We start from the raw sequence: 26698 nt of genomic DNA on the forward strand, positions 1-26698 counted from the left end.
ATGCGTTTGACAATTGCCTCTTTTTGTTCCTGCGAATATCTTACTCTATTTTTCCCTGTCATATCGATCAACCTCCGTGTTATTTACTTAACTATAACACTAAAGTATCTTACGACAACTATCCTAATAGAGAGGGCTATAGAAATAGGTTCTTTTTGTTATGATTAAACGAAACGTGAACATAAAAAGGTCAGGGTAGTACACTCTGCTCTTAAATCAGTTATAATTTTATTATATAAATGAAGGAGGTAATTAATATGCCTATCTATAACAAATTAGTCCGAGACCGCATCCCGGAGGTAATCGAAAGTACTGGGAAGCAATTTTCGACAAGAATCCTAAATAATGACGAATACATAAAAGAATTGAAAAAGAAGAGCTTTGAAGAACTAAATGAATACATAAATACAGTGAATGATAATGATGCCATCGAGGAGCTTGCCGACCTGCTAGAAATCATTCATGCTTTGGCAGAATGCCACGGAACATCTATTGAAGAAGTTGAGAGAGTACGTCAAAATAAAGCACAAAAAAGAGGGGGCTTTAAGGAGAAAATATTCCTAATTGAGGTTGAAGATGAGTAAGATACAATTATTTACGAAGGAACTCGGAGTACAGCTGATAAATAATATCGAAGATGCAATAACTATATGTGTACTATCTTCCTTTGTGATGAAATCCGGGGTTTATTTTTTGAAAAATGCCTTAAAGAAAGCCGCTCAGAATGGTGCAGATATAAAAATTTTTACCGGTGATTATCTATACATAACGCAGCCGGAAGCACTAGAAGAACTTCTTTCGATAGATGAACGAATTAAGGTACGAATTTGGAAGAGTAATGGGGGATCTTTTCATCCCAAGGCCTATTTATTCCAAACGAATGAACATGACGTTTTGTATATCGGCTCATCTAATCTATCACGATCGGCCTTATATCAGGGTATTGAATGGAATGTTGGAGTTAGTGATGCAAAAGATATCTTTGATGAAGCTCAAGCGGAGTTTTTAAAATTATATTATGCAGAACAAACTGTTCCCCTAAATAAAGAAACGCTTGTGGAATATAGATCAAGATATGATGAGTATCATCGGAAAAATCCTAATCTGGCTAAAAAGTGGAGTGAACTGGAAGAACTGGAACTGATGCTTCCCAATAAAAAGGAGGAGCCAGAACCAACTGCGACAATCATGGAACCTGCTGCTGATTATGGAGAAATTCAACCCAGGTTTGCTCAAATCGAGGCATTGGAAGAATTAAAAAAGACATTAGAAGAAGAGTACAATAAGGCTTTGGTAGTTATGGCGACAGGATTGGGAAAGACTTATCTGGCTGGATTTTTTTCAAAAAATTTTAATAAAGTACTCTTTATAGCCCATAGAGAAGAAATACTTAATCAGGCTAGAGATTCTTTTAAAAAAATCATGCCTGAAAAACGATATGGAATGTATAATGGCAAACTGAAAGAGAGTAATGCAGATGCTATTTTTGCCTCGATATATACATTAAGTATGAAGTCTCATCTTGAACAGTTTAGCCCAGGTGAATTTGATCTTATTATAATAGATGAATTTCATCATGCTGCAGCGGATTCTTATCAAAGGGCGTTAGATTATTTTCAGCCAAAGTTTTTATTAGGGATTACCGCAACTCCTGATCGCAATGACAATAAAGATGTTTATGCCATCTGTGACGGAAACGTTGCATTTAGACTTGATTTCCTAGAAGCAATTGAACGGAAGTGGCTGGCCCCATTTAAATATTTTGGCGTTTATGATGATACCGATTACACCCAAATCACCTGGCTAGGTAATCGTTATGATGAAGAAGAGTTGCTACAAGTCCAATTAAAAGAAGAAATGGCACTTAAAATTCTCCGTGCCTGGGAGGACAAAAAGCAGACTCGAACATTGGCTTTCTGTTCATCGATTCGACAAGCTAACTTCCTATCGAATTATTTTAATCAACATGGCTACCACACCGTTAGTCTTCATTCACAACAAGTTCAAATTGGTAGAAGCCAGGCAATCTCCCAGCTTGATAGAGGGGAAATCGATGTCATTTTTACCGTTGACCTGTTTAATGAAGGTGTCGATATTCCATCTGTGGATACATTACTGTTTGTTCGACCCACAGAATCGTTAACCGTCTTTACACAGCAAATTGGAAGGGGACTTCGGTTACATTCCAGTAAAGAAGCATGTGTCATTGTGGACCTAATCGGTAATTATCGGAACGCGGATATAAAGTTAAGTTTATTTGATACAACTCCTAGTGATGGGAAGTCTCGAAAGATCCAACCGATGATCCCACAATTCTGTGAACTCGATCTAGATTTAGATGTCATTAACCTTCTACAAGAAATGTCACGAAAGCGGCAGCCAAGAAAAGAGAAACTTTTTAATGATTATTTGACACTAAAAAAAGAAATTGGTAAAAGGCCAACTTATCTGGAATTGCATTTAAGTGGGGCTTCAGAATCTAAACAATATCGAATAGAATTTGATTCCTATTGTGGTTTTTTAAACTGGGCTGATGAGCTGTCTGTTCGAGAAAAGCAAGTGTTTACCCGTTATGAAAATTGGTTGATGGATGTTGAAAGAACGGATATGAGAAAAAGTTATAAAATGATTGTTCTTCTTGCCATGCTGCAACGAGGACCCTCCAATTGGAATAAATCGATCACGCCAGAGGAAGTTGCTCCTTTCTTCCACCATTATCTTATGGAAAAAGAGTATCGAAAGAAACTGGACTTTTCTGATAAATCTTCTAAAAGGCTTTGGGAGTATAATGAACAAAGAGTATGTCGGTTAATTGCCACCATGCCAATGACCATGTGGAAAAGTGAATTAACTTCATTCGAGAATAATATCTTTAAGTTTACGTTCGACATTGCCAAAGAAGATGAAGAAATTCTCTTTAAATGGACAAAAGAGATATGCGAATACCGACTACATTATCATTTTGAAAGAAAGGCAAACAGCCCTCTAGTTCATTAGGTCCTAGGGGGATTTTTTGCTCAATTTGGTTAAGTTTTGATATATATCAATTTGTTTTTTTATATCATCTTGGATCTTCCTTGTATAAAGGTACACTTCAAACAGTAACTCTATGTCCTCTATCAGTAGTTTGCTTAGAGTAACTAAGATTCAGTATTTTGTCACCTTTCCCCGTACTTTGTTCATTGGTTTAATGATAGATTAATAGTGTTTCATAATTAACTAAAAGTAAAAGTCAAAATAAATGGAAAGGAAGTAAAAAAATGAGATAGAAAATACATATTTGTGTTATTCACTTTGGATTTATAGAATGGACAGTAGATTTTGTCTATTTAATTTTTTCAATTTGAACGACTTCCCACTTAGTTCAAAAATCATCTTAAATATCTTCAAATTTCTACCATATTTTATCTCACAAGATTTCCCTTCTTCATACTTCTTTATATAAATACTTTATTTTTACTTTAAATTCCATACTTTTTTAGAAATCCATATATCAATACAAGGAAGGCCTGCTAATGGTTTCAAAATTGTGCAGCTATTTGACCCCATTGCTAGCATTGATACGGGGTTAATCCAATATAATATGGAGGTTTTGTCATGGAGGAAACACTGAATAACATTCTTTTAGAATTACAGGATTTAAAAAATGGGCAGCAAGAATTAATAGAAGTCCAGAAGGAACTAATAAGTCGTACAGAAAGTTTAGAAAAGGGGCAAAAAAAATTAATTACCTGTTCAAAAAATTTAAAGAAAAGTCACGAAGAATCAATTACAGGGCAGCACCAGTTAAAGATTCAAATAGAAAATTTTGAACAAGTTAAAGATTTATTATCTTTGGGGCAAAATGAAATAAAAGAATTAATTAAACAAACTACTGTTTATATGGCTGGTAAGATGTCATTTTCGGAAAAGATTATCATGGAGATTGAATTATTAAATGAAAGAGAACGGCAAGAGGTTCTAAATAAAATCAACGGAAAAACTTTTATAAGAACGAACCAGACATGGGCGGAAAATTGGGATGATGATGATTATTAAAGAACTAGAAAGGTAGAGGAATTGAATAAAGCTATCGAAGATTTAAACGATTTCTTCTTTTTGGGACAAATTGCGAAACTGCAATAAATTAAAAAGAGAGGTAGTTAATCAAAGCTTGGTGAAAGAAAAACAATGGCAATGAACCCCTAAATCCAATCGCGGTGATTCAGGGATAAGTTGTATTAATTCCTCTTATTTTACTTTAAAAAATATAATCTTGAGATTACTGCTCGGCTAGATTTTTGCACCAGATTAGCCACCACCATTAGAATAACTGTTATTAAAGGACCGGACATGTTGTTGCATGCCCGGTTTTTATATTATTCAAAACCCTAAATTTATTATGTGTATCTTATAATAGCGCTGCAACCGCACGTAGTTGTCCCACAATTCCCCCCCAATCTGCACCTAAGTCAAGCGTTTTCACACTAAATCGGTTTCCACCAATTGAATAATCATGATCCGGCGTGAGCTCCTCATCGGTTTTTGCATATAAAAGGACTCCACTTACATGTCCGCTCCCTGTTCTATCCTTGTTTTTTACATAAGTAAAAATTTGATACAAGTTAGCTGAAATAATCGATTTGCTATTAAACAAAGTGTTGGTTTGCATGGTCCGGCCATAATATTTGGCATCAATGATCAGTGTTTTGGTTCCATAGGAAAGTGTGATATCTGTTTTCATATTCGGTAGAAATTCGGTGATATCACCGTCCACATTCCATTTAATGTAGGAAGACCCGACAGTAAAATGAGGGTACTCTTTTTTGAAATAACCAAGTAAAAATTTCTCATATAAGCGGTGCATGAATTGGTCATCCAGGAATTCTTTCATCTTATATTCACCTGTCTCCGTCGTCATTAAAAGCCCTTTGATGATTAATTGGCAGATATTGATGAGAAGTTTGTAGGTAGCATTATTTCGGTGATAGATCAATGCATTCCAGTTGATGGCGAACGGATTAAGAGTTTCTATGTTCCTAAAATACAAGCTCAGCTTTTTCAATTCCTTACTGTTGGCTACTGTAACATCACCTGATTTAATAAGTAGTACCATGGTGGTTTTTACTATTTGATTCAAAGGTGTATTTTCTGAGAATTGATCGAAATGGCAAACCATTCGCCGCGTCATTAACGTGTTTTGACGAACAGAGTTTGATATATCTATTTTGCCTTTTAAGTTACCCGTTGCTTCTGTGTAGACGAGATAATCCTTTTGTAAACCACGTTTCAATTGATTTGAAACACCGCGTACTAGAATGGCCGCCATCAAATCATGAAGGTTTTCAAATTCTTCTGTTTGGATATTTTTGAAGCTGGCTTCGTTAAGTGACTGATAGGCATAAGACAGCATATAGTATATATTTTTTACCTTAATCATAAATGGCTCCACGCAGCCTGCTGCTCCAGTGTTCGATCTTTGTCGGTTCGTCAAACCAGTATTCTTTAATCAAAGGGATCAGTTCATATTCGATCACATCGGATAACCATCCATCATCAATGATTTCATTCGTTGGTGATAGATAACTATGACCAATTTGAAAGCCACTTCCAAGGGAAGTATCCTCTGCGATATCTTCATTTAATTTCACTACCGTATCAATTAAGCGATCAAACTTTTCACTTGCTATGTTTGCTTGATATTCTTGGAAACCATCGCTTCTAAATGCAGGTTCAACTTCATAAAAGGCAAACCGGCGGCGAAGGGCATAATCAATCATTGCTAAACTGCGGTCAGCTGTGTTCATCATTCCAATAATATGAACATTGTCTGGTACGGAAAATTGTTCATCTGAATAAAGCAAGCGGACTTCCTTACCTCGTTTATCTGATTCAATTAGCATTAATAATTCGCCAAATATCTTACTTAAGTTGCCTCGGTTAATCTCATCGATGATGAAAAAATAGGGCCGATCATCTGGCTCAGCTTCTTTACAAAACTCATAAAACGGGCCTTTAGAAATGGAAAAGCCTTTTTCGGTAGGGCGGTAACCCATGATAAAATCTTCATAACTGTAACTTTGATGAAATTGGATCATCATAACTCGACTGATATCTTTTTCACCCATAATGGAGTAGGCCAAGCGCTCTGCAGCAAAGGTCTTTCCAACACCTGGGGCACCTAACATAATAAGATTCTTCTTTTTAAGAAGAAGATTTTTTAAGGTCAGATACTTATCATCGCTCATATACACATCAGACAAGAAGTTCTCTGCCGTATAGCTCTCATAGTATACTGTGTCAGTTTCTGGATCTTCCGAATCAGAATCTGAAATGAACATATCTTCTAGTTTCTTGTAATAATCCGTATAGGGTGTAATATCTGTGAGAGTTTTTAAAACAATTTGTCCTTCGTGCTCCCATTCTCCTTTATGTGTCCAGTGTACAGTCCGTATATGTTTATATTCATTTCTTGAATCATCAAACATATAGTCTGACGTGACAACCCCTCGGCCAATGATTTTCTTCAGCCCTTTTTTCACAATAATTACGTCATCTTCTTTTAGTTCATTCGCAAATTGCCATGTAGCATGTCCAGCATTTTTATAGGAATATTCTTCACCATAAATCTCTTTCATTTTGCTCTTCATTGATTCTTTTGTAGGGTATTGTTTTAAGTCACCGAGATTGTCCCAGCCAATTCCCATGATTCCTTTATCGTAGAATTCTTCCCACAGGCGGGAACCTTCGCCTGGGGCATAGATCCAATACCGCTTTTTATCTTTTGGTCCTGCTGGAGTTGGGGCAGGGGTGGCCGGAACCTTTTGATAATCTCCTGTTATCATAATCTCAATCACTTCATCTTCTTCTTTGCTGACTCGAAAATTAGTTGCACCAGGATACGTTAATATCTCCATTCGTTTTGTCCGTTCATCAGCAAGTAACGTAGTTCTTTCTACAATCGTGTCGGTGAGCTTTCTTAGGATTTCAATATCAACACCTAAATAGGGTTCTTTGTTTAGGTCATCAGAACAATTATACGGATCGTTTGGTTCAGGCTGTTTCATCTCAGGATCACAAAGAATGGTACCGGAAGCTACAATGCCGCCTTCAGGTCCGGAAAGCCAAATGTAGACTTTGTCTCCTTTTTTAATTTGTTTATAATTTTGATTGACAGCCCAAGTAATTGTATTAAGGTCATGAACAGCACCAATCACATCATAATATTTGGGGTTTCCCTGAAAAACCCAACAGGATGGCTCAGCTAATTCCTTTAGAAATCTAGAATACAGTGACAATGCATTCGAATACGCTTTATTGCCAGCAGCTAGGTCTACTTCATGAAAATTGGGTGCGGAAGTAATCCTTTTGTATGCCTCTTCAAATGCAGCTACTGATGTAATATGGAATAAATCAGTTTCGGTTAAAGGGTTGATGTTTAATTTTGCCGTAGCATTTTTAAGAGAATTCGTATAAGCGGTAATGGTATTGGATTTATACAGTTCTCCATTGGATTTTTTCTGGCGGCGCATCCAATTTTGGAAAGCAGCTTTTAAATAGGTATTTCTAGCCGTTTTGCCACTCCATTCTTTTGCAAGTGTTGGATGCCTTTCATCTAAAAAGGCCTTGAAATGCTTCATTGACTGCAAATATCCACTAGCGCGTTCTTGGGCACGTTCCGATTTGTTTTGTGATTTAAGATAATCCCTTATGATTTCTTTTGCTTTGTTTAGAGATTTCTCATCCAAAAAGATAGACCAGAAATCGATCCCTATATTATTATTATTATAGGCAAAGAATGCATCAGAAAAGTGAACAGCAATGGTGTTATCATTCCAATTTGGATGATTCCCTGCTAAATAGGTATGGAACTCCTTCCGTAGTTTTTCTACTTCTTGTTTTGAAATGGCCTTTACCAATTTATCCACCTGCAATTATTTTATATTTTACAAAAACGCTGGCATTTCCCAGTCTAACGATATAGAGGTTATTCCAATTTTACCAAATAATCTCATGTAAAAGGAAATCAGCGGGCGGGGACTGGAGACAAAACTACTTACATTTTATTTGATGTAAAAGAATATATCTACCAAGGATGCCTTTATTTTTGTATAAAGTAAGTAGAATATAATAATATTATGTTAACAATTGAAAAGAGGCAGTAGTGTGGCAAAAAAGAAGCATAATGCAAACCATACACCTAGAAGGAAGCGTTATAGTCGAAGAGACCGCCTTCAGAATGCGAAAAAATGGATGGACCAATATAATGGAAAATATCTTGCAAAAGGATATAGCAATTGGTTTGGAGTAGATCTGTTATGTGCGATAACGGAGCTTGAAATGTTGGGGCACAAATTTAAACAGTCTTATAAAGACCAGGTTAAAAATTCTCTCGAGGAGAGACAAAAGCAAAAGGTAAAAAGGAAGCAAGTAAAAGAACAGGATGAGGATTTTGGCGACGATATGTTTTATTTTGTCGCTGGATATACCGAAAACGGAGTACAGTATGGTTTAACTAGAGAAGAAATAAATGAAGTTGCACAAATTCCTATTATACTTAATTCCTCAAAATGTAGAATTCCAATTAGAATAGATGATGATTTACCATTTTAATACTGCACTCTAATTCACTAGGTGAATTAGAACTCCCTAACTACTGGATTACCGAGAATGATGTGTCAAAGAGATCGTTTCAAAAAGAAGATGGCAAAGTTAAAATTAGTACCATTGATAGCAGTAAGGGGCTCGACTTCCAAGCCGTGTTTATTGTCAATGTGGATTCCATGCCATTTCCTTTAGAAGAGGATAAGGAACGAGAGGTTTCTTTATTCTATATTGGAATGACAAGGGCGAAGCAATATCTTTGTTTGTCGTATTCAGATGAATCCGAATTTACACACTATCTTGATCGGATTTTGCAAGAGAGAAACCAGAGGAAAAGCGATTTAGTGGAGATTAAATTAGGTATCTAAGTTAAATAGAATTATTATGATCCTTTAATAGGAAAGATAAAAGCGAGTTGGTTATAAAATCCCAACTCGCTTTTTTAAATTGCCCCTGCCAAGGAACTTTATTTTACCATAAATAATAGTTAAGTGTTTAGTTTATTTAATAAGGTACCTATCCCTTATATAAAGCATCTTATTGCCACGACCTTTCAAAATCTCCTCCTTTTTTATTTTTTAGGAAAGAAGGTGTTAGCAGATAATTTATTCATCTTTTCAGATTTTTTCTAGCATTATCTTCGTTTTTAATGTACATTTTATAAATGTACTTTTTCTTATCTTTTATACGAACAAATAGTTTTCATTGGAGGAATTTAGGTTGGGTAATAATCATCAAAGTGAGAATCTGCAACGGGGTTTAGATAACAGGCATATCCAGTTAATTGCACTTGGAGGTGCCATTGGAGTCGGGCTGTTCTATGGCTCAAGTGCAGCCATTCAAATGGCTGGACCTGCCATCATGGTCTCCTATTTAATAGGAGGCTTGGTTATTTTTATCATTATGAGAGCTCTAGGTGAAATGGCAGTTGATCTACCAGTTTCGGGTTCTTTTAGTTCCTACGCCAATCGATATATAGGGCCGTTTGCAGGTTACCTTAGCGGCTGGACGTATTGGTTTATGTGGCTTGTCGCTGGAATGGCGGAAATAACCGTAGTTGGTGTTTATGTGAATTACTGGTTTCCAGATATTCCACAATGGCTTACAGCACTCGCTGTGCTTGTCGTGATTACCATGGTAAACCTTGCGAATGTAAAGGCATTTGGTGAGTTTGAATTCTGGTTTGCACTGATTAAAGTTGTAGCCATTATCGGAATGATTCTCGTTGGAGTAGGAATCATCTTTTTTGGAATTGGCAACGGAGGTCAGCCCGTTGGTTTGGCCCATCTTTGGACTCATGGTGGATTCATGCCAAATGGAGTTAAAGGAATATTAATGTCCTTGGTTTTTGTGACGTTTTCATTTGGTGGAGTGGAATTGGTTGGAATTACAGCAGGAGAGGCAAAAAATCCTCAAAAATCAATCCCGTCAGCCATTAACAGTGTTGTCTGGCGGATCTTAATTTTTTATGTGGGTGCATTGGGAATTATGATGACTCTCTATCCTTGGAATGAAGTAGGCATGAAGGGCAGTCCATTTGTATTAATTTTTGATAAAGTTGGAATTCCTGGAGCCGCCCATATTATTAACTTTGTGGTCTTAACAGCCGCATTATCTGCTTTTAATAGTGGGTTATTCAGTTCCGGAAGAATGCTGCACAATTTATCCCTGCAAAATAACGGTCCGAAATATTTTGGAAAACTTAATAAGAATGGCAGCCCGGTCCGTGGAATACTATTCACGTCATCACTGTTATTATTGGCCGTACTACTGAATTACATTGTTCCCGAAAAAGTGTTTATGTACATATCTGCGGTTGCCACAGTAGCGGTTATTACCAGCTGGGCGGTTATCCTGATTACACAATTGAAGTTTAGGCAATCCAAAACAAAAAAAGAAATTGAAAAATTAGCATTTAAACTTCCCTTATATCCGATTTCATCCTATTTAGCACTGACGTTTTTAGCACTTGTCATTGTCTTAATGGCTTTTATTGAGGAAATGCGCATTGCTTTAGTTGTAGCACCTATCTGGTTTACGATTCTTTATTTCGGATATAAAATGATTAAAAAATTCGACTGACCTATTCTTTTGAAAAAGAATAGATTGGATAAACCAGAGTGGGGCAAACTAGATTTGAAAGGGTGAAGTTATGGAAAAGAATAAAAAAGGATCGGAGAAATTAAGTTATGAGTCCGATGGAAAAATGGGTAAAAACAATAATAAGGTAAAAGGTAACCAAAAAGATCAGGCTGATGATTTCTTTAATACCACACAAAACAGTGAATGAAAAATAAAACCTACTTACAATCTGCGTAAGTAGGTTTTTAATAGGATTTTCCAACAGATGAAAAGGGAATTATAAATTTCATTCCATACTTGCTACATAAACAAAAATCGTTATATTATTTTATAAAATTGGATTAGGCCATTATTTGAGCATTGTCCAACGTATTAAGAAGAGTAACTTTACAACAAGATACATCTTAAGGATGAGAATTGAGGGAAATATAATGCTTGTCATTGAAAATGATTGGTTAAAGGTAAGTATAGTAAGAAATGGTGCAGAAGTACGAGAAGTGAAGCATAAGAAAAACGGGCTAGACTATATGTGGACAGGGGATAATGCCTACTGGGGTCGAGTCTCTCCGGTCCTATTTCCGATTGTAGGACGGTTAAAAGGGGATCAGTATCAACTGGATGGTCATACCTATAAGATGTCACAGCATGGCTTTTTGCGTGACGTTGAATTTGATGTAGAAGAGCAGACAGATACAACCATTTCTTTTGTATTTGAGTCTGCAGGACGCTTCAGTCATGCTTATCCTTATGAATTTAAAGCGATTATTCGTTATGTGCTAAAAGAGGACTCCCTCATGGTTCAGTGGGAAATCGTGAATGAAAACAAGGAAGATATGTATTTTTCCATTGGTGCTCATCCTGCATTTAGGATTCCGCTTGTAGAAAATGAGACCATTGAGGATTACCGTTTAAATTTTACTCCTGCAGCAAATAACAATGTTATGGAATACGAGCTAAAGGATTCTCTGATCCACGAGAGAGGAGATGCAAGTGATATTTCAACGATGCAGCTCACGCCCTCCTTATTTGCCCATGATGCTCTCGTCTACAGCAATATTGATCAAATTACATTGGAGTCTAAAAAATCAGGTCATGGAATCGAAGTATGGTTCGAAAAATTCCCGTTTGTTGGAATTTGGTCGAAATATATGGATACTACCGGTACGATCGCGCCATTTGTTTGCATAGAGCCTTGGTACGGAATTGCTGATACGTATCATGCTTCTGGGAACATGAAGGAAAAGCTGGGTGTGAATAAGCTTGAAGCAGGAGCAACATTCCTGGATGAATATAAAATGAAGTTTAAATAACAGTCGATAGGAGATTGTCTATTGGTTGCTAAGTATTAAATGATAAAGTTAGGCTTCCATCCAATCCTATTTAGGTGAACGCTCATAGACTACTTTGACTATAAGTGAAAGGAGGATATTAATGTACTACATTATTTTGCATCACTACCATCCTTGGTATCAATCCATAGTAGTTCCATTCATTCCTCCACCACCTGTCCCGCCAGTAGCTGTTACCTACCGAAAGATGTTAAATGGGTTTTTGCATTCGAAAAATACAGGACTTTTGAACTACCAAAATTTACAGCTATCTTCCAAATGGAATCGATGATATATTTGTCTTGTAAGTTCTTAACGGAACTGACGCGAAACTTTTATTACAGAGAAGTACTCAAGCGGCTGAAGAGGCGCCCCTGCTAAGGGTGTAGGTCGGGTAACCGGCGCGAGGGTTCAAATCCCTTCTTCTCTGCCATTATATTATGGGGATGTCTTGGTATCGACAGGGATTGTTTGAGCTTATATGGCGAGTCGAGGGATTCGGCCTCGTAAAAACGATAAAGCCTATAACTGGCAAACAAAACAACAACTTCGCTTTCGCTGCCTAATAACAGTCGATCGCGGTTCCTCCCTCCATCGTCCATGTGGTAGGGTAAGGGACTCATTCTAAGTGGACTACGCCGGATTCCACCGTCTGAGGATGAAGGAAGAGACGAACCAGACTAGCTGCTTCCATGCCTGTCAGTAGGCTAACGAAGTAAGTGAAATCAATTCTACTGACTACACTCGTAGAAGTATAAGTGCCAAGATCTTTGCACACGGGTTCAACTCCCGTCATTTCCACTAAAAAACAACCTTTTTATACCGCAGTAGGTAAGTGGCAGTCCTTTCGGCAATTAACCGATCGGTCGTAGGTTCAAGTCCTACCTGCGGAGTTTAGTCCAACAAAGACACTAGGAAACTGGTCAGGGCGGGAACGCAGCAGCCATAACTAGTGAAATTGTGTGGGCTATTACATAATCCTAAAGTGCTTAAAACGCTAAACTCCATTTTAATATGGTGTTTAGCGTTTTTTTTCTAACAATTTGTTATAAGAAAGTTGTTAAACCTCTATCCGACTATATAAATATTTGTACCCGGGTGGAGGAGCAGGTTGGTCAGCTGCTGCTGGTATAGAGTTTAGAGAGAAAGAATTTACAGAGAATTTCTTGATTGCAAGAGTATCTCACAAATAAGAGACATGCTTATTTTTGTTTAGGACAAAATATATTTATCACATGCGTAAGTGGAAAATAATGTAGCAGTAGTAAAAAAGCGTTGGTTGAAAAACCTAATTTTGAGAGACGTTTTGAATAAAGGTATAAATTGATAAGGAATTGCTAAATGTTATACGAAAGAGGGATAGGATGAAACTTTTGGGAAATACAGTACTGATTACTGGCGGGGCAGCAGGAATAGGGTTGGCTTTTGCAGAGAGATTCATAAAAGCAGGCAATAAGGTCATTGTTTGCGGCAGACGTGAAACAAAGCTCCAGGAAGCAAAGGATAAATATCCTGAACTGATCACACGCGTTTGTGATGTCACCAAAGAATCTGATCGGATTGCTTTGTTCAACTGGGTAACGAGCGAGCACTCCGATGTGAATGTGCTTGTTAACAATGCGGGCATTCAGCAGCGTTACCATGTTCTTAAAACGAACGTAATAGAAGATTGGAGTTATTACAGTCAAGAAATAGCCTCCAACATCGAGGCGCCATTTCATTTTTGCATGCTATTTGCCCCGTATTTCGCTAAAAAAGACTATGGAGCTATCTTGAATATATCATCTGGATTAGCCTTTACCCCAATGGCGATCGCCCCGATTTATTCAGCTACGAAAGCGGCGGTTCTTTCATTTACAATGAGTTTACGGCATCAGCTGGAAGATACGGCCATTGAGGTGGTCGAAGTTGCGCCGCCGGCAGTGAATACCGATTTAGGCGGGGTTGGCCTGCATACCTTTGGCACCCCTGTCGATGAATTTGCCGATGCAATATTTAAAGGCCTCGAAGCAGGAAAATCAGAAATTGGTTACGCCCGTTCAGAAAAAGCGATGAGGATGTCCCGAGATGAAATTGATGAGACAGTAAAAGGGATGTACACCATTATGAAAGACACAATTCTATAATAACTAAAGGAGCTATCTATATGGGTAGCTCTTTATTGTTTAATTAAACTCTGAATACATCTGATTGATAAGAACGACGGTGCAGTCACTATTGGTTATTGCCTATATGTTAGATTTATTTTAATTATAATAATATATATCGAAAAAAATAATCGATATATCAATTGCTTTGTATCTCTATATCGCGGAAAGAGGTTTGATCTCCATTGATGAACAGCCAGATCTTAATTGGCCGTGTAAAGTAATAGAACAAAATGAATAAGAAATTAGTTACCAATAATTATAATGGTATCATTTTCCTCATTTGTTTCTATACAATTTGAACCGAAAGTTATATCTGCTATGATCAACCTTATAATGCAGCTTTTGCTTAAAAAATCGTAAATAAAACCGAGCGAAAAGAAGGGGAGAATATGAGTGTAATTCTAGCACTGTTAGCAGCTTTATTTGCTTCATTAACTAGCATTTTAGCTAAAATGGGAATGGGAAATGTAAATTCCAACCTAGCAACAGCAATAAGAACCGTCATTGTATTAATAATGGCTTATATCGTTGTTCTAATTACGGGGCAGCTTCACACACTCTCGCTGATTTCTAATAAAGCACTGACATTTATTTTACTATCAGGAGTTTCGACTGGTTTATCATGGTTGTTTTTCTTTAAAGCACTTGCATTAGGGGACGTTTCCAAGGTTGTTCCTATCGATAAATCAAGTGTGGTATTAACCATCCTATTATCTATTATAGTCTTAGGAGAGGAAGCTGTCCCCAATATTATTGCAGGGGGAGCCCTTATTGCTATTGGTACTTTTGCTTTAATTGGAAAAAATGAAGAGAAGAACCGATTTACTGGTTCAAATACTTACATAATCTATGCTATTTTTGGTGCAATATTTGCAGCATTAACAACCATTTTAGCGAAAATAGGGATAGAAGATGTCGATTCCAATGTTGCTACCTTTTTGAGAACAATCGTTATTTTCATATTTGCTTGGGTGATTGTGTTTTTTCAAGGAAAACATAAGGACATGAAACAAATTTCAAAGAAAAGTTATCTCTTTTTAATTTTATCAGGTGTAGCGACAGGATTATCCTGGTTATGTTATTTCGCTGCTCTATCCATTGGTAAAGTGTCTGTAGTTGCACCAATTGATAAATTTAGTGTTGTAATTACCATGATCTTGGGTTTTGTTATATTAAAAGAAAAAGCAACGAAGAATACAATTATAGGTGGACTTATCATTACAATAGGAACTGTTTTTCTGATTTTATAAATCTCCATCATGATCGATTGCAAACTCCTTCGCTTTATGAAGGGTGGAAGCTATTTTTGCGAAGAGAGTATGAATAAAAAAAGTAATGGAGCTCTGACCCCCATTACTTTTTTCATGTTTTACACTTGTTTAATAACTTTTTAATAGCTCTTTATCTAATTCACGAACTTTATCATAGGAAGGTACCAATTTTTCTGGTACCAACGTTCTTCCGAAATCCCAGGCATTGCTTTCGATTTTCGCAAGAAATTCTGCTTTTTCATCATCCTTAAAATACTTTAACACCCGTAAATCATGTTTGTTGTTCTTGAGTGCTAGGTGATAACCAAGCTGAAGATAGAGAATCAGTTTAACACAGTCTTCATCGGTCTCTTTAATTTTGAAGTTAATATTTGCTATGTATCCATTAATTTTTAAGTAGTTAAATTTAAGCATATTCGTAGATATATTAAAACTCATTGGTGCGGGCAGGGTATTGTTAAATTCATAATCAATTGTTATGTTGTGCTCTTGTAATGTATCCTCAATTATTTTCTCAATATCCCTTATATAAAGCATCTTATCGACACGACCTTTCAAAATCTTCTATATTTTATTTTTATGAAATGAAGGTGGAAAGTAAATCCTTCTTTTTTCCTTTGGACTTTAATCCTAGTGCATTTGAGCTGAGTACGAAAAAATTAAAATTAGACTTCGCTATAATATAGCCCTTCCCAACAATTTAAAAATGGGGATCCATGATGATAATTTTAAATGGAAGGGGACTACTTTTATTTTAACAAAATAACATTATAGAAAGGGTGGGTAGTAAGGAAAAAATTTTCCTTATTTGCTTTTAATGGTCATTAAGTAGCTAAATATAGGAAATAGTTGATTAGGAGTTTTTCCCTATTTTTATAATATTTTATATTTTCAGAAATGTAAGTGTTTACAATTGGGTAAGTAGCCTTTATTATACTTAATAAAGACACTGGAAAAAGTATCCTCACCATATTTTCTATAAATTTACCAATTATCAGTGTAATTTCTGCAAAAATTTTTACAAACTTTATAAAGACACTGGAAAAAGAAAGTTAGAGAGTCAGAGGTGTAGGGAATGCGGAGAACAGGCGATTTAAAACTAATGCAAGAATTGAATAGGTCAATCATTTTGGACACGATCCGAAAACATGGACCTATTTCGAGAAGTGACATTGCCAAATTAATTAACATAAGTCCAACCACCGTAACTTCCGCAGTAAACGAACTTATAAATGAAGGGGTTGTGCGGGAAGATGGGATTGGTACTTCCAATGGAGGAAGGAAGCCAGTATTGCTTCGGTTCGATCCTAATACCAAGTACATCATTGGCGTGTCGATTTCAAATTCGTTTATTAAAATTTCAGAGATGAATTTGGAAGGGAACATTTTACGCAAGGAAATCCATTCGACCAATTATCAACAAGGGGAAGAAATCATTAACCTGACCTTAACAATTATCCAACAGTTTCTCCACTCAATGGAAAATCTCGAGGACTGTGAGGGGATCTCTATTATCACACCGGGGATTGTGGATGCAAGAAGGGGAATTATCTCCTACAATACTAAACTAAAACTCTATGATATTCCTTTAAAGGAAATGGTGGAACAACGATTTGGTCTGCCGACTTATTTAGACAATGATACCAATGCCTTTGTTTTGGCAGAAAATTACTTCGGTTCCTTCGGTCAGTATAAAGATTTAGTTTATATCACCATTGGTGATGGCGTAGGATCAGGAATCATGCTGAATGGAAAAATTATCAGAGGATATAAAGGCAGTTCAGGTGAGCTTGGTCATACCAGCATTGTGAAGGGTGGCCAAAAATGTGAATGCGGCAATGAAGGCTGCTTAGAGAATTATGTGAATTGGCCGGCTATTTACTCCAAAATTGTGACAGCCCTGATGAGCCGAGGGAAGGAAACCATGATCAAGGATCTGGTAGGAGAGGATCTAAATCGGATTACGCCAGCAGTATTTGTACAAGCATTAAAAGAGGGAGATCCTTTATGTCTGCAAATTTTGGACGAAATCGTGTCACATCTTGGCTCAGGTATTATTAATACCATTCATCTCCTCAACCCAGAAGTCATCATTCTTAGCGGTGAAATCGTCCAGGAAAGTGATTTATTTGTAGACTTGCTCAAAAGCTGTATAAGTAAGAAGGTGATCCCGATTCTGAAAGAAGAGGTCAATATTCAGCCAACCTCCCTTGGAGCCGAGTTCGAAATGCTCGGTGCCGCAGCGATCATCTTACAAGAAAAATATCAATTTACCATTTAGACGCGGATAGAGGCGCATTTTAGGGGGTGATGGAGAAAAGTAAAAAACTTTCTACATCTGTGATATGTAGTCGCTAAACGACAACATGAAACCGCTGATAATTGTGATAAACTTCTGGTTTTATCATCTTTAATAGTTTCATAAGGACCAAATGATACGAGGGGGATAAAAAATGAAAAAGTTGAGGTTTCTAGTTCACCTATTGTTAATCATTGCCGTTGTTGCTATGTCTGCCTGCTCAAACACACAGAGCAGCGGGAAAGAAAAGAAGACACTTGAAGTAGCTTTATGGGATAAAAATGTCAGTCCTGCGGTAGATAAATCAATCGAAGCATTTAAGAAGCAGCATCCAGATATGAAGGTCAATGTTACCTACACACCTTGGGAGGATTATTGGACCAAGCTGAAAACTAGTATCGGAGGCGGAAAAGGTCCGGATGTTTTCTGGATGAATGGACCGAACTTCTATCAATATACTTCCTCAGGATTTATCAAAGATCTAGAACCTTTTATTAAAAAAGATAGTGAGTATAAAAAGGAAAATTATTTCCCTGCAGTTGTAGATTTATATACGTATGAAGGAAAGCTTTTTGCTGCTCCTTATTTCATCGACTCGGTCGGACTGTATTACAATAAAAAGATTTTCGATGACGCAGGGGTTCCATACCCAGATGAAAACTGGACGTGGGATGATATTGAAAAGGTTGGCGCGAAGCTATCGAATAAAGAAAAGGGTATTTATGGGTATTCTGCAGACATCAAGACAAGCCAATCCGTTTATTACGATCTGATGCACCAAGCAGGTGGATACGTGATCAGCGAGGATAAAAAGAAGTCTGGATTTGATTCTCCACAATCAAAAGAAGCCTTTCATTTTATCGAGAAGTTAATTGACAAGGGAATCTCGCCTTCAGCGAAAACGGTTATGGAGACAGAAGGAAAGCAGTTGTTCCTATCCGGAAAAGTCGCCATGATTCCTGCGATTTCCGTTAGTGCAGGCGAATTCAAAGGAGTACTCGGGGATCAATTAGGAATTGCTCCACTTCCACAAGGCAAACAAAAAGCTTCCATTGTTCATGGAATTGGCTGGGCAATGAATGCCAAAACTCAAAATGATGAAGCGGCTTGGGATTTAATCAAGGCCTTATCTGGTAAAGAAGGGGAAAAAGTGATTGCTGAATCAGGATTCTCGATTCCTGCTGATAAAAGCATTAGTGATCTTTGGCTAAAGTCCATTCCTTCATTAAATCTACAGGTATTCCTTGACGCACAGGAATACGGAGTTGCCTATCCAATCTCCAAAAGTACGGCGGAGTGGCAGGATGTAGAGATGAAAGAAATTCAAGGCGCCTTTTTAGGACAGAAGCCGATTGATGAAGCTTTGGATACGATTGCGAAAAAGATGAATGACATTCTTGCGAAAGAAAATTCAAAGTAAACTAGATTTGCAAATTGGTAGTCAAACAGACTGTCTAACAGTTTGTTTGACTATTGAAAGGAGAGATGATGGTGACCAACTTTTCTTCAATTATTGAAAAGAACAAAACCCAAATGGTTGCTGTTAAACAGAAAAAGAAACGGTTGAATAAGGAAGCTATTTACGCACTGCTGTTCATAGCGCCTACTTTTTTAGGACTTCTAATTTTCTATACGCTGCCAGCCGTTGCATCCTTTGGCTTATCTTTTGCAAGCTGGGATGGCATGACAGCACCGGTATTTGTTGGACTTGAAAATATTCGGACATTATTTGTCGACCCAACCTTTCAGCGGTCCATCATCAATACCATCGTCTTTACCGTTGTGTCGGTCCCATTATCTGTCGTGATCGCCACCCTTGTATCCTTGATGTTGAACCAAAAAATCAAGGGTATGGTGATTTACAGGACCTTGTACTTCTTACCGGTTGTTACCATGCCAGTCGCAGTGGGGATGGTGTGGAAATGGCTCTATAACACGGATTACGGTTTAATTAATTATCTTTTAGGCATATTCCATCTTCCTCAGCCCTCATGGCTATTCGACCCAAATATTGCCTTATTTTCAGTTATCCTTGTCTATGTATGGATGACAATTGGTAATAATGTCATTCTCTTGCTGGCAGGACTTCAGGGAGTTTCCAACAGTTATTATGAAGCAGCCCAGATTGATGGGGCTTCGAAGTTCAGGCAATTCCTAAACATTACCTTGCCTTTGATTACACCTACTCTGTTTTTTGTATTTATCACTTCTATGATTAGTTCCCTGCAGATGTTTGATTTGATCTTTGTGATGATTGGAGACAACAATGCGTTATTGGATCCACTCCGGACCATTGTATTTGGAGTCTATGAATCTGGATTCAAATACTCACAAATGGGAATTGCCTCAGCTCAGGCCTTTCTTTTATTCTTAGCCATATTAGCGATTACGATCGTCCAATTCATCTACCAAAAGAAATGGGTACATTATGATTCCTAGTGAGGGGGTGCAAGGAATTGAAAGAAAAAAAGATTTTTAGTCATATTTTACTCATCATTGGTGCAGCGATTATGATCATGCCATTTTTGTGGATGATTTCGACATCCTTGAAATCCTACGGTGAGTCCATGCAGGTACCGCCATCGATTATCCCGAAGGAATGGCATTTTGATAATTTCGTAAAAGTTTTCGAAGAAGTTGATTTCCTAAACTACTATATTAACACTATTATCGTCACCGTTGGCCGGACTCTTGCCCAATTATTTCTTTGTTCCATGGCGGCATTCGCTTTTGCACGGATGAAATTTCCGTTTAAAAATGTCATTTTCATTGTGATTCTGTCTGTTTTGATGGTTCCTCCACAAGTCATTTTAATTCCGAACTACGCGATTATGACAAATTTGGGGTGGATTGATACCTTTTATGCCTTAATTATTCCGGGCATCTTCAGTGCATTTGGAGTCTTCTTGCTTCGGCAGTTCTTTATGGGGATCCCCAAAGAATTGGATGAGGCAGCCATTATCGATGGATGTTCCTGGTGGGGGATTTATTGGAGGGTGCTGCTGCCGAATGCCACACCTGCCCTCATTGCTCTCGGTATTTTCACGGCTCTTGCATCATGGAATGATTTCCTGTGGCCGTTAATTATGACAAACTCTGAAAGTGTAAGAGTACTGTCGATTGGAATTGCTTCATTCCAAGGCCAGTATTCGACAAATTATCCATTGCTTATGGCAGGCGCCCTGTTATCTACGATTCCGATGATTGTTATGTTTATCTTTTTACAGAAACATCTGATTGCCGGTATTTCGTTAAGCGGTGTCCGTAAGTAGATGATTGTTCAAAAAAGCAAGGGGGGACATAAGTGAAAGCAACAGAAGAATTTGCCATCGGTTTAGATATTGGAGGGACGAAAATCCTTTCCGCACTCGTTTCAGAGAACGGAGAAGTTGTTTCGAAAATCCAGTGTGACACAAAGGGGGGAGCGGAAGATTTCAGTCAACAAATCATCTTTGCGATTGAATCCCTCCTGGAAAAAGAAGCCATCGAGATGAATCGGATAAAAGGCATTGGTATCGCAACAGCTGGGGTAATCGATTCAAAAAAGAAGGAAATTCTTTATGCAAGCAATTTAGGATTGAAAAATTTTCAAATCGGCAGCGTTCTAGAACGGAGGTTTGGTCTTCCTGTTGAGCTTTATAACGATGCCAATGCTGCCGCCGTAGGTGAATGGCTGTGGGGCAGTGGAAAAGGAAAACACAATCTCATCTACATAACGGTTAGTACTGGGATTGGGGCAGGAATCATCAGCAATGACAGCCTTTTAACAGGCAGTCATGATAGCGCCGGAGAATTTGGGCACATCTCGATTGATCTTCATGGTCCTGTATGTCCTTGTGGAAATAAAGGTTGTTTAGAGAACTACGCGTCAGGAACTGCGATTGCCGATATCGCCCGGCAACGGCTTGCCAATGGAGAAGTCAGTCTTTACTTTTCCGATGAATTGGATCAGCTAACCGCCGTTGATATTTGTGCGGCAGCCAAAATGGGCGATTCTTTTTCAATCGGATTGCTTGAGGAAGTTGGAGAATCCCTTGGGCTTGGAATAATTAATCTAATCCATCTCTTTAATACAGAAGCGGTGATTTTGGGCGGTGGTGTGATGAGCGAATCAGAATTGATTCTTCCATCGATTCGAAGCACGGTTCAAAAGCATGGCATTCAAAGTATGGTGGAGCAGGTGAAAATCGAGAAATCAACCCTTGGCAGCTACGCAAGTGTCGTGGGGGCAACTGGCTTGTTCTTTTGCAAGGCCGATGAACTAGCGGCCCTGCCTCATTAGATTTGGGGATGTTTCCATTTTATAAAACAAAGGGAGAGATGACAGTGTTACATGTTCTATTAATTGGGGCTGGCACGATGGGAAATGTGCATGGTGAGGCCTTCGCAACGATGGAAAATGCCGTTCTTGCGGGAATCGTCGATAAAAATTTGGATAAGGCCAAGAATCTGGCCGGCAAATTACAAACAAAGGCGTTCCAAACATTTGAAGAAGCCATCAAAACTTTGAATAAAGTCGATGTCGTTTCGATTTGTTTACCGACTCCATTCCATAAACCATTTTTGAAGAAAGCTGCCGATCAAGGGCTGGATGTCATATGTGAAAAGCCGCTCGCCAGGAACCTGGATGATGCCAGAGAAATGATTGAGTATTGCAAGAAAAAAGACGTCAAGCTATTTGTTGGTCATGTCGTGCGCTTCTTTCCTGAGTATGTCCGTGCCAAAAAAATTATCGAAGAAGGGACAATCGGTAATACAGCTGTTGTCCGTACGTTTAGAGGGGGAGGCTTCCCGTTCGGTTCAGATGACTGGTATGCGGACTATGAAAAGAGCGGTGGATTGGTGTTAGATATGATTATCCACGACTTTGACTTCCTAAGATGGTGTTTTGGGGAAGTGGAACGGGTTTATGCAAAAAGCATCAAGGATGGGAATCTGAAGCGGATTGATTATTCGTTGGTGACGCTTCGCTTTAGAAACGGTGTGATCGCCCATGTCGAAGGATCCTGGGCCCATCAAACCTTCACAACTCGATTTGAATTTGCGGGTCAAAGCGGAATTATTGAACATGACAGCTCTAAGTCTGTTCCCGTTGTATTTGAAGGCAGAAAGAAAAGTGCATCTGGCGGCGGCGTAGCCGTTCCGGAAAGTCCGTTAAAGAACAACCCTTATTTCGTAGAATTAGACCATTTTATTCACTGTATTGAAACTGGCAACGACCCGGTTGTCACGGCAGAAGATGCCTATAAAGCCATGGAAATTGCCCTTTCTGCACTTCAATCCATTGAAACCGGCAGAGAGGTAGTCATTAATGAAAACCAAAAAGAGGAGGCACAAATCCGATGAAGGTAGGGATTATCAGTTTTGCTCATGGTCATGCCAATAGTTACGCTGATGCATTAACCAAGATCGATGGAGTTCAATTGGTAGGAATCACAGATGATGATGTCTATCGTGGGACAAAGGCAGCAGAGACCTATCATACTCAATATTTTAGCCGTTATCAAGAGTTGTTAGAGCAGGATATCGATGCGGTGATCATCGCATCAGAGAATAGCAAACACCGCGAACATGTGGTGGCTGCAGCAAAGGCTGGTAAACATATTTTGTGTGAGAAACCCATTGCTTCTAAGGTGGAAGATGCACAAGAGATGATCGAAGTTTGTAAGGAAAATCAAGTCATTTTGCAAACGGCCTTCCCGGTCCGCTTTAACTCAGCTATTCTTCGCGCCAAAAAGATGATCGAAAATGGGGATCTTGGGCAAATCCTCGCCATTAAAGGAACCAACCGCGGCACTAATCCCGGCGGATGGTTTGTCAATCCAAACCTTTCAGGGGGAGGAGCGGTCATTGACCATACCGTCCATGTTGTCGACATCATGAGATGGTTTATGGGTTCTGAGCCAAGGGAAGTATATGCAGAAATTGACCATTCCATCTCACCTTATGATATCGACGATTGTGGGATCCTCACCATTGAGTTCGACAATGATGTATTTTCAACTCTGGATTGCAGCTGGTCACGGAACGAAACCTATCCAACCTGGGGGGATGTGACGTTAGAAATTATCGGCAGCGAAGGAACCCTTAAGGTCGATGCGTTCGCCCAAAAGTTAGATGTCTATGACAAGAGTGGTGCGAATTGGAATTATTGGGGAGACAACATGGATTTTGGATTGGTAAGTGACTTCTTGAATAGTGCGGCAACTGGGAAAGAACCATCCATTACAGGGACAGATGGTTTAAGGGCACTTGAGGTTGCCTTAGCGGCCTATGAATCTGCCGAGAAAAGGCAGCCTATCAAGTTGAAGTAATGATCGTGGGAAATCTAAAAAAGGTGGGGACCACATGTTAAAAGGAATCAACCAATGGTGTTATCCAGAGGATACATCTCTGGAGGACGTTTTTAGATATAGTAAGGAAGCTGGGTTTGATGCCGTTGAATTAAATTTATATCAGTCTGGCGGAATTGGCCTAACATTAAATACCTCCGCCAAGGAGGCAGAAACGATTGTAAAGTTGGCCGACCGTTATGGCATCCAGTTGCGAAGCCTGTCAACCGGACTTTTGTGGGAAGCCCCCCTTTCTTCGAATGATGAAAGCACCAGGGAGCGGGGAAGAGCGATTGTCAAAAAGCAGCTGGAATTAGCAAATGTAATGGGAATGGATACTGTCTTGGTTGTTCCGGGAATCGTGGATGAGAAGACTTCCTATCAGGATTGCTATCAAAATAGCCAGGCCGAGCTTCGATTACTATTGGAAGTTGCCGAACAGCTTGGCGTTCATATTGGAGTTGAAAACGTCTGGAACAAATTTTTGTTATCACCACTAGAAATGAAGCGGTATATTGAAGAGCTCCATTCTGAGTATGCCGGGGTCTATTTCGATGCAGGAAATGTGCTTCAGTTTGGCTATCCTGAGCAATGGATCCAGATTTTAGGGAAGCATATCAGGAAAGTTCATGTGAAGGATTTTAAACGAAGTGTTGGAAACATCACAGGTTTTGTTCCATTGCTGGCTGGGGACGTGAATTGGAAAGCGGTCCTAACCGCTCTTCATGAGATTGGATATTATGATACGGTCACCGCTGAAATCCCGGCTTATTCGATTTCTCCTTATCATTTAGCACATGATACTTCACGTCATCTGGATGTGATCTTTAACTCCCTTATAACAACAGAAAGGGCGTGAACGTATTGATGGAAAAAATAAATGTTGGTTTCATTGGAGTGGGAGGTATTGCCGCCAAGCATCTGGAGAACATTCATAATAATGAGCATGCCTCGATTGTTGCTGTATGTGATATCGATCCTGACAGAGTCCGTCAGATGGGGGAACAATACGGGGTAAATACCTATGTCAATGTTGATGATATGCTGCAAAATGAGTCACTGCACGCATTGTTCGTTTGTGTTCCTCCATTTGCCCACGGCGTAATCGAGGAAAAAGCGGCCAGCCGCGGCATCCACCTCATGGTTGAAAAACCAGTGGGACTCAATCTGCCGAATGTTAAGGTAAAGGAAAAAGTGATTGCCGACTCAGGCATTATATGTGCAACGGGATATTGCTTAAGGTACCTGGATACGGTAGCCAAAGCCAAAGAATACCTGGCAGGAAAACAAATTGCCATGATACGTGCCCATTATGTAACGAAGTTTGTCCCGACACCATGGTACAGGAAAATGGCTTTGTCTGGTGGTCAATTGGTTGAACAATCCACACATACCGTTGACTTAATTCGCTATTTGGCAGGGGATTTCCGATCCGTGTATACCAATTCAGCATTAAATGTCATGAGTGACATTCCTGATATCGATATACCGGATGTGACGTCTGTTAACTTTAGGATGGAGTCTGGGGCTGTTGGCAATCTTTCAAGCACTTTTATCCAAGCTGACCATCAAACGGGAATTGAATTCATGGGCCGTGATTTCAGAGTGATTATTGATGGAACATCCTTGCATATCATTGAGAAAGATCATAAAGTCACGTTCGAAAGTGAAATGGATTTCTACGAGGAACAGGACAAGGCATTTATAGAAGCAATCCGATCCAATAAGAAGGAACGAATCCTATCTACCTACTCCGATGCGGTGAAAACATTAGCTGTCACATTGGCGGCTAATCATTCAGCGGAAACAGGCCAGCCTAGGCAACTGGAAGACTATATCCTGGCTGCTCAGGGATAAGGGGAAGGATTACTCATAAAATACATTTGGAATATGGCTATTTCATTTTAGGATCTCGGTATTGAACCGGGATTTTTTATCGGGAAGGCTCTGTTTATTGTTCATTGTTGATTTTCGTTTAGGTATGAGGATCCATAGGCGGAGAATTTCCGGCTAATGTTTATAGTGGACTCTAAACAGGCAGATATAACAGGAGATATTCCGCTTAATTGCTCTAAATAAAACAAAATCCAAAGATTTGGATCATATAAGCGGAAAAACTTCCTTTATTTTTAAGAAAAAATGGGTATTTTTCAGTTTAGACGGAAATTTTCCGTTTATTTTCCAAACACAGTGAAATCAACATTCAATTATAACACAGCCATTGGGAAAAATAAAACAGTGGTATCAACAAATAGGGCAGGTTCTAAAATAAATGAACAAAAGTTATCGCCATCATTTTGAGGGCATTTGTTTTAATAGGGTGAAGAAGGGGGGGCTTAACGTTGGAGAATCCTTCGAGATTGTCTGGTACTTCTGCCACTCATGCAAAGCCTACTATGGAAAAGGCGATACTTTGTCTGACCTCAGATTGTAATCAGTAAAGAAAGGTATATTTTATACATGTATAGAATAAGTAGTTATATCTGGTAAAGGTGGGTGTTTGGATCCTTCAGCAAGAATATGGAGGGTTCGACAGACAAGAGGAACTCTGTTAGAATTTTGTGGGAAATTAGATCCTAATCATTTTACACAACAAATGGATTTGGTTGGGAAAGTGTAAGAGACACATTGGTTCATATAGCTGATTGCTATG

23 protein-coding genes, 2 tRNA genes and 2 other RNA genes are annotated in these 26698 nt (G+C 38.6%); 24 read left to right on the forward strand and 3 right to left on the reverse strand.

The genetic code is table 11. From position 1 onward, the window contains the following. Positions 1–257: 257 nt before the first annotated feature. The 3 genes from ACE198_RS13740 (at position 258) to ACE198_RS13750 (ending at position 4038) form a co-directional block, all read left to right on the forward strand. The gene (locus tag ACE198_RS13740; protein ID WP_375375926.1) at positions 258–584 is read left to right on the forward strand and encodes a phosphoribosyl-ATP pyrophosphohydrolase; all 327 of its coding nucleotides are present in this window, start codon (positions 258–260) and stop codon (positions 582–584) included. Next, positions 577–2997, forward strand: a complete 2421-nt coding sequence (locus tag ACE198_RS13745) for a DEAD/DEAH box helicase family protein (RefSeq protein WP_375375927.1) — start codon at positions 577–579, stop codon at positions 2995–2997. The genes ACE198_RS13740 and ACE198_RS13745 overlap by 8 nt, the downstream gene beginning before the upstream one ends. 600 nt (positions 2998–3597) lie before the next feature. Next, positions 3598–4038 carry a hypothetical protein gene (locus ACE198_RS13750; protein ID WP_375375928.1) on the forward strand — a complete coding sequence of 147 codons (441 nt, stop codon included), beginning with the start codon at positions 3598–3600 and terminating at the stop codon, positions 4036–4038. A 352-nt stretch (positions 4039–4390) separates the two neighbouring features. On the opposite strand, the gene mcrC is transcribed toward ACE198_RS13750, so the two are convergent. Beyond that, the gene (gene mcrC / locus ACE198_RS13755; RefSeq protein ID WP_375375929.1) at positions 4391–5419 is read right to left on the reverse strand and encodes a 5-methylcytosine-specific restriction endonuclease system specificity protein McrC; all 1029 of its coding nucleotides are present in this window, start codon (positions 5417–5419) and stop codon (positions 4391–4393) included. Beyond that, positions 5412–7898, reverse strand: a complete 2487-nt coding sequence (locus ACE198_RS13760) for an AAA family ATPase (RefSeq protein WP_375375930.1) — start codon at positions 7896–7898, stop codon at positions 5412–5414. Before ACE198_RS13760 ends, mcrC begins: the two co-directional genes overlap by 8 nt. A gap of 247 nt (positions 7899–8145) precedes the next feature. Here ACE198_RS13760 and ACE198_RS13765 point away from each other — a divergent pair, with 247 nt between their 5' ends. From ACE198_RS13765 to ACE198_RS13820, 12 genes are all read left to right on the forward strand, one after another. After that, a complete protein-coding gene (locus tag ACE198_RS13765; RefSeq protein WP_375375931.1) occupies positions 8146–8592 on the forward strand; it encodes a hypothetical protein in 447 nt (148 codons plus the stop codon). A 62-nt stretch (positions 8593–8654) separates the two neighbouring features. Next, positions 8655–8951 carry a 3'-5' exonuclease gene (locus tag ACE198_RS13770; protein ID WP_375375932.1) on the forward strand — a complete coding sequence of 99 codons (297 nt, stop codon included), beginning with the start codon at positions 8655–8657 and terminating at the stop codon, positions 8949–8951. A gap of 352 nt (positions 8952–9303) precedes the next feature. After that, a complete protein-coding gene (locus ACE198_RS13775; RefSeq protein ID WP_375375933.1) occupies positions 9304–10665 on the forward strand; it encodes an amino acid permease in 1362 nt (453 codons plus the stop codon). 70 nt (positions 10666–10735) lie between these two features. Beyond that, the gene (locus ACE198_RS13780) at positions 10736–10873 is read left to right on the forward strand and encodes a hypothetical protein (RefSeq protein WP_251460066.1); all 138 of its coding nucleotides are present in this window, start codon (positions 10736–10738) and stop codon (positions 10871–10873) included. 223 nt (positions 10874–11096) lie between these two features. Then, a complete protein-coding gene (locus tag ACE198_RS13785) occupies positions 11097–11975 on the forward strand; it encodes an aldose 1-epimerase family protein (protein ID WP_375375934.1) in 879 nt (292 codons plus the stop codon). Between the two features lie 121 nt (positions 11976–12096). Beyond that, positions 12097–12285, forward strand: a complete 189-nt coding sequence (locus ACE198_RS13790) for a hypothetical protein (protein WP_375375935.1) — start codon at positions 12097–12099, stop codon at positions 12283–12285. A gap of 50 nt (positions 12286–12335) precedes the next feature. Then, positions 12336–12426 (forward strand) — tRNA-Ser (locus ACE198_RS13795). A gap of 9 nt (positions 12427–12435) precedes the next feature. After that, positions 12436–12797, forward strand: a transfer-messenger RNA (tmRNA) gene (gene ssrA / locus ACE198_RS13800). Between the two features lie 17 nt (positions 12798–12814). Further along, positions 12815–12886, forward strand: a tRNA-Asn gene (locus ACE198_RS13805). After that, positions 12886–12969: signal recognition particle sRNA small type (ffs, locus tag ACE198_RS13810), an RNA gene on the forward strand. The genes ACE198_RS13805 and ffs overlap by 1 nt, the downstream gene beginning before the upstream one ends. 388 nt (positions 12970–13357) lie before the next feature. Beyond that, positions 13358–14119, forward strand: coding sequence for an SDR family oxidoreductase (locus ACE198_RS13815; protein ID WP_375375936.1), 762 nt, complete (start codon positions 13358–13360; stop codon positions 14117–14119). 413 nt (positions 14120–14532) lie between these two features. Next, positions 14533–15393, forward strand: a complete 861-nt coding sequence (locus ACE198_RS13820) for an EamA family transporter (RefSeq protein WP_375375937.1) — start codon at positions 14533–14535, stop codon at positions 15391–15393. Between the two features lie 129 nt (positions 15394–15522). Here the strand turns inward: ACE198_RS13820 and ACE198_RS13825 are convergent, their stop codons facing one another. After that, positions 15523–15951: a hypothetical protein gene (locus ACE198_RS13825; protein WP_375375938.1), complete on the reverse strand. Its 429-nt coding sequence runs from the start codon at positions 15949–15951 to the stop codon at positions 15523–15525. 538 nt (positions 15952–16489) lie between these two features. On the opposite strand from ACE198_RS13825, the gene ACE198_RS13830 reads away from it, so the two are divergent. The 9 genes from ACE198_RS13830 to ACE198_RS13870 all read left to right on the forward strand — a co-directional run bounded on the left by ACE198_RS13830 (position 16490) and on the right by ACE198_RS13870 (position 25902). Further along, positions 16490–17695 (forward strand): ROK family transcriptional regulator, encoded by a 1206-nt coding sequence (locus ACE198_RS13830; protein WP_375375939.1) that lies wholly within the window; start codon positions 16490–16492, stop codon positions 17693–17695. A gap of 172 nt (positions 17696–17867) precedes the next feature. Continuing rightward, complete coding sequence (locus tag ACE198_RS13835; RefSeq protein WP_375375940.1) at positions 17868–19133, forward strand: ABC transporter substrate-binding protein; 1266 nt, start codon at positions 17868–17870, stop codon at positions 19131–19133. 71 nt (positions 19134–19204) lie between these two features. Beyond that, a complete protein-coding gene (locus ACE198_RS13840; protein ID WP_375375941.1) occupies positions 19205–20152 on the forward strand; it encodes a carbohydrate ABC transporter permease in 948 nt (315 codons plus the stop codon). 71 nt (positions 20153–20223) lie between these two features. Beyond that, on the forward strand, positions 20224–20985 hold the full coding sequence (locus ACE198_RS13845) for a carbohydrate ABC transporter permease (RefSeq protein WP_375376029.1): 762 nt from the start codon (positions 20224–20226) through the stop codon (positions 20983–20985). Positions 20986–21017: 32 nt separating this feature from the next. Further along, a complete protein-coding gene (locus tag ACE198_RS13850) occupies positions 21018–21995 on the forward strand; it encodes an ROK family protein (RefSeq protein ID WP_375375942.1) in 978 nt (325 codons plus the stop codon). A 38-nt stretch (positions 21996–22033) separates the two neighbouring features. Next, positions 22034–23059 carry a Gfo/Idh/MocA family protein gene (locus ACE198_RS13855; RefSeq protein ID WP_375375943.1) on the forward strand — a complete coding sequence of 342 codons (1026 nt, stop codon included), beginning with the start codon at positions 22034–22036 and terminating at the stop codon, positions 23057–23059. Beyond that, positions 23056–24027 (forward strand): Gfo/Idh/MocA family protein, encoded by a 972-nt coding sequence (locus tag ACE198_RS13860; RefSeq protein WP_375375944.1) that lies wholly within the window; start codon positions 23056–23058, stop codon positions 24025–24027. The genes ACE198_RS13855 and ACE198_RS13860 overlap by 4 nt, the downstream gene beginning before the upstream one ends. Positions 24028–24061: 34 nt before the next feature. Next, positions 24062–24904 carry a sugar phosphate isomerase/epimerase family protein gene (locus ACE198_RS13865; RefSeq protein ID WP_375375945.1) on the forward strand — a complete coding sequence of 281 codons (843 nt, stop codon included), beginning with the start codon at positions 24062–24064 and terminating at the stop codon, positions 24902–24904. A gap of 8 nt (positions 24905–24912) precedes the next feature. Continuing rightward, a complete protein-coding gene (locus tag ACE198_RS13870; protein WP_375376030.1) occupies positions 24913–25902 on the forward strand; it encodes a Gfo/Idh/MocA family protein in 990 nt (329 codons plus the stop codon). Positions 25903–26698 lie beyond the last annotated feature (796 nt).

Origin of the sequence: Neobacillus sp. KR4-4, from assembly GCF_042136325.1 — a bacterium.
Taxonomy (GTDB): domain Bacteria; phylum Bacillota; class Bacilli; order Bacillales; family Cytobacillaceae; genus Neobacillus.

What these genes read in the sequence shown, in the direction of transcription:
- ACE198_RS13825 (WP_375375938.1), bottom strand. Translation starts at nt 15,951, where the DNA reads ATGCTTTATATAAGGGATATTGAGAAAATAATTGAGGATACATTACAA.
- ACE198_RS13740 (WP_375375926.1), top strand. Translation starts at nt 258, where the DNA reads ATGCCTATCTATAACAAATTAGTCCGAGACCGCATCCCGGAGGTAATC.
- ACE198_RS13815 (WP_375375936.1), top strand. Translation starts at nt 13,358, where the DNA reads ATGAAACTTTTGGGAAATACAGTACTGATTACTGGCGGGGCAGCAGGA.
- ACE198_RS13870 (WP_375376030.1), top strand. Translation starts at nt 24,913, where the DNA reads ATGGAAAAAATAAATGTTGGTTTCATTGGAGTGGGAGGTATTGCCGCC.
- ACE198_RS13865 (WP_375375945.1), top strand. Translation starts at nt 24,062, where the DNA reads ATGTTAAAAGGAATCAACCAATGGTGTTATCCAGAGGATACATCTCTG.
- ACE198_RS13855 (WP_375375943.1), top strand. Translation starts at nt 22,034, where the DNA reads ATGACAGTGTTACATGTTCTATTAATTGGGGCTGGCACGATGGGAAAT.
- mcrC (WP_375375929.1), bottom strand. Translation starts at nt 5,419, where the DNA reads ATGATTAAGGTAAAAAATATATACTATATGCTGTCTTATGCCTATCAG.
- ACE198_RS13835 (WP_375375940.1), top strand. Translation starts at nt 17,868, where the DNA reads ATGAAAAAGTTGAGGTTTCTAGTTCACCTATTGTTAATCATTGCCGTT.
- ACE198_RS13790 (WP_375375935.1), top strand. Translation starts at nt 12,097, where the DNA reads ATGTACTACATTATTTTGCATCACTACCATCCTTGGTATCAATCCATA.
- ACE198_RS13860 (WP_375375944.1), top strand. Translation starts at nt 23,056, where the DNA reads ATGAAGGTAGGGATTATCAGTTTTGCTCATGGTCATGCCAATAGTTAC.
- ACE198_RS13845 (WP_375376029.1), top strand. Translation starts at nt 20,224, where the DNA reads ATGATCATGCCATTTTTGTGGATGATTTCGACATCCTTGAAATCCTAC.
- ACE198_RS13780 (WP_251460066.1), top strand. Translation starts at nt 10,736, where the DNA reads ATGGAAAAGAATAAAAAAGGATCGGAGAAATTAAGTTATGAGTCCGAT.
- ACE198_RS13830 (WP_375375939.1), top strand. Translation starts at nt 16,490, where the DNA reads ATGCGGAGAACAGGCGATTTAAAACTAATGCAAGAATTGAATAGGTCA.
- ACE198_RS13750 (WP_375375928.1), top strand. Translation starts at nt 3,598, where the DNA reads ATGGAGGAAACACTGAATAACATTCTTTTAGAATTACAGGATTTAAAA.
- ACE198_RS13820 (WP_375375937.1), top strand. Translation starts at nt 14,533, where the DNA reads ATGAGTGTAATTCTAGCACTGTTAGCAGCTTTATTTGCTTCATTAACT.
- ACE198_RS13745 (WP_375375927.1), top strand. Translation starts at nt 577, where the DNA reads ATGAGTAAGATACAATTATTTACGAAGGAACTCGGAGTACAGCTGATA.
- ACE198_RS13785 (WP_375375934.1), top strand. Translation starts at nt 11,097, where the DNA reads ATGCTTGTCATTGAAAATGATTGGTTAAAGGTAAGTATAGTAAGAAAT.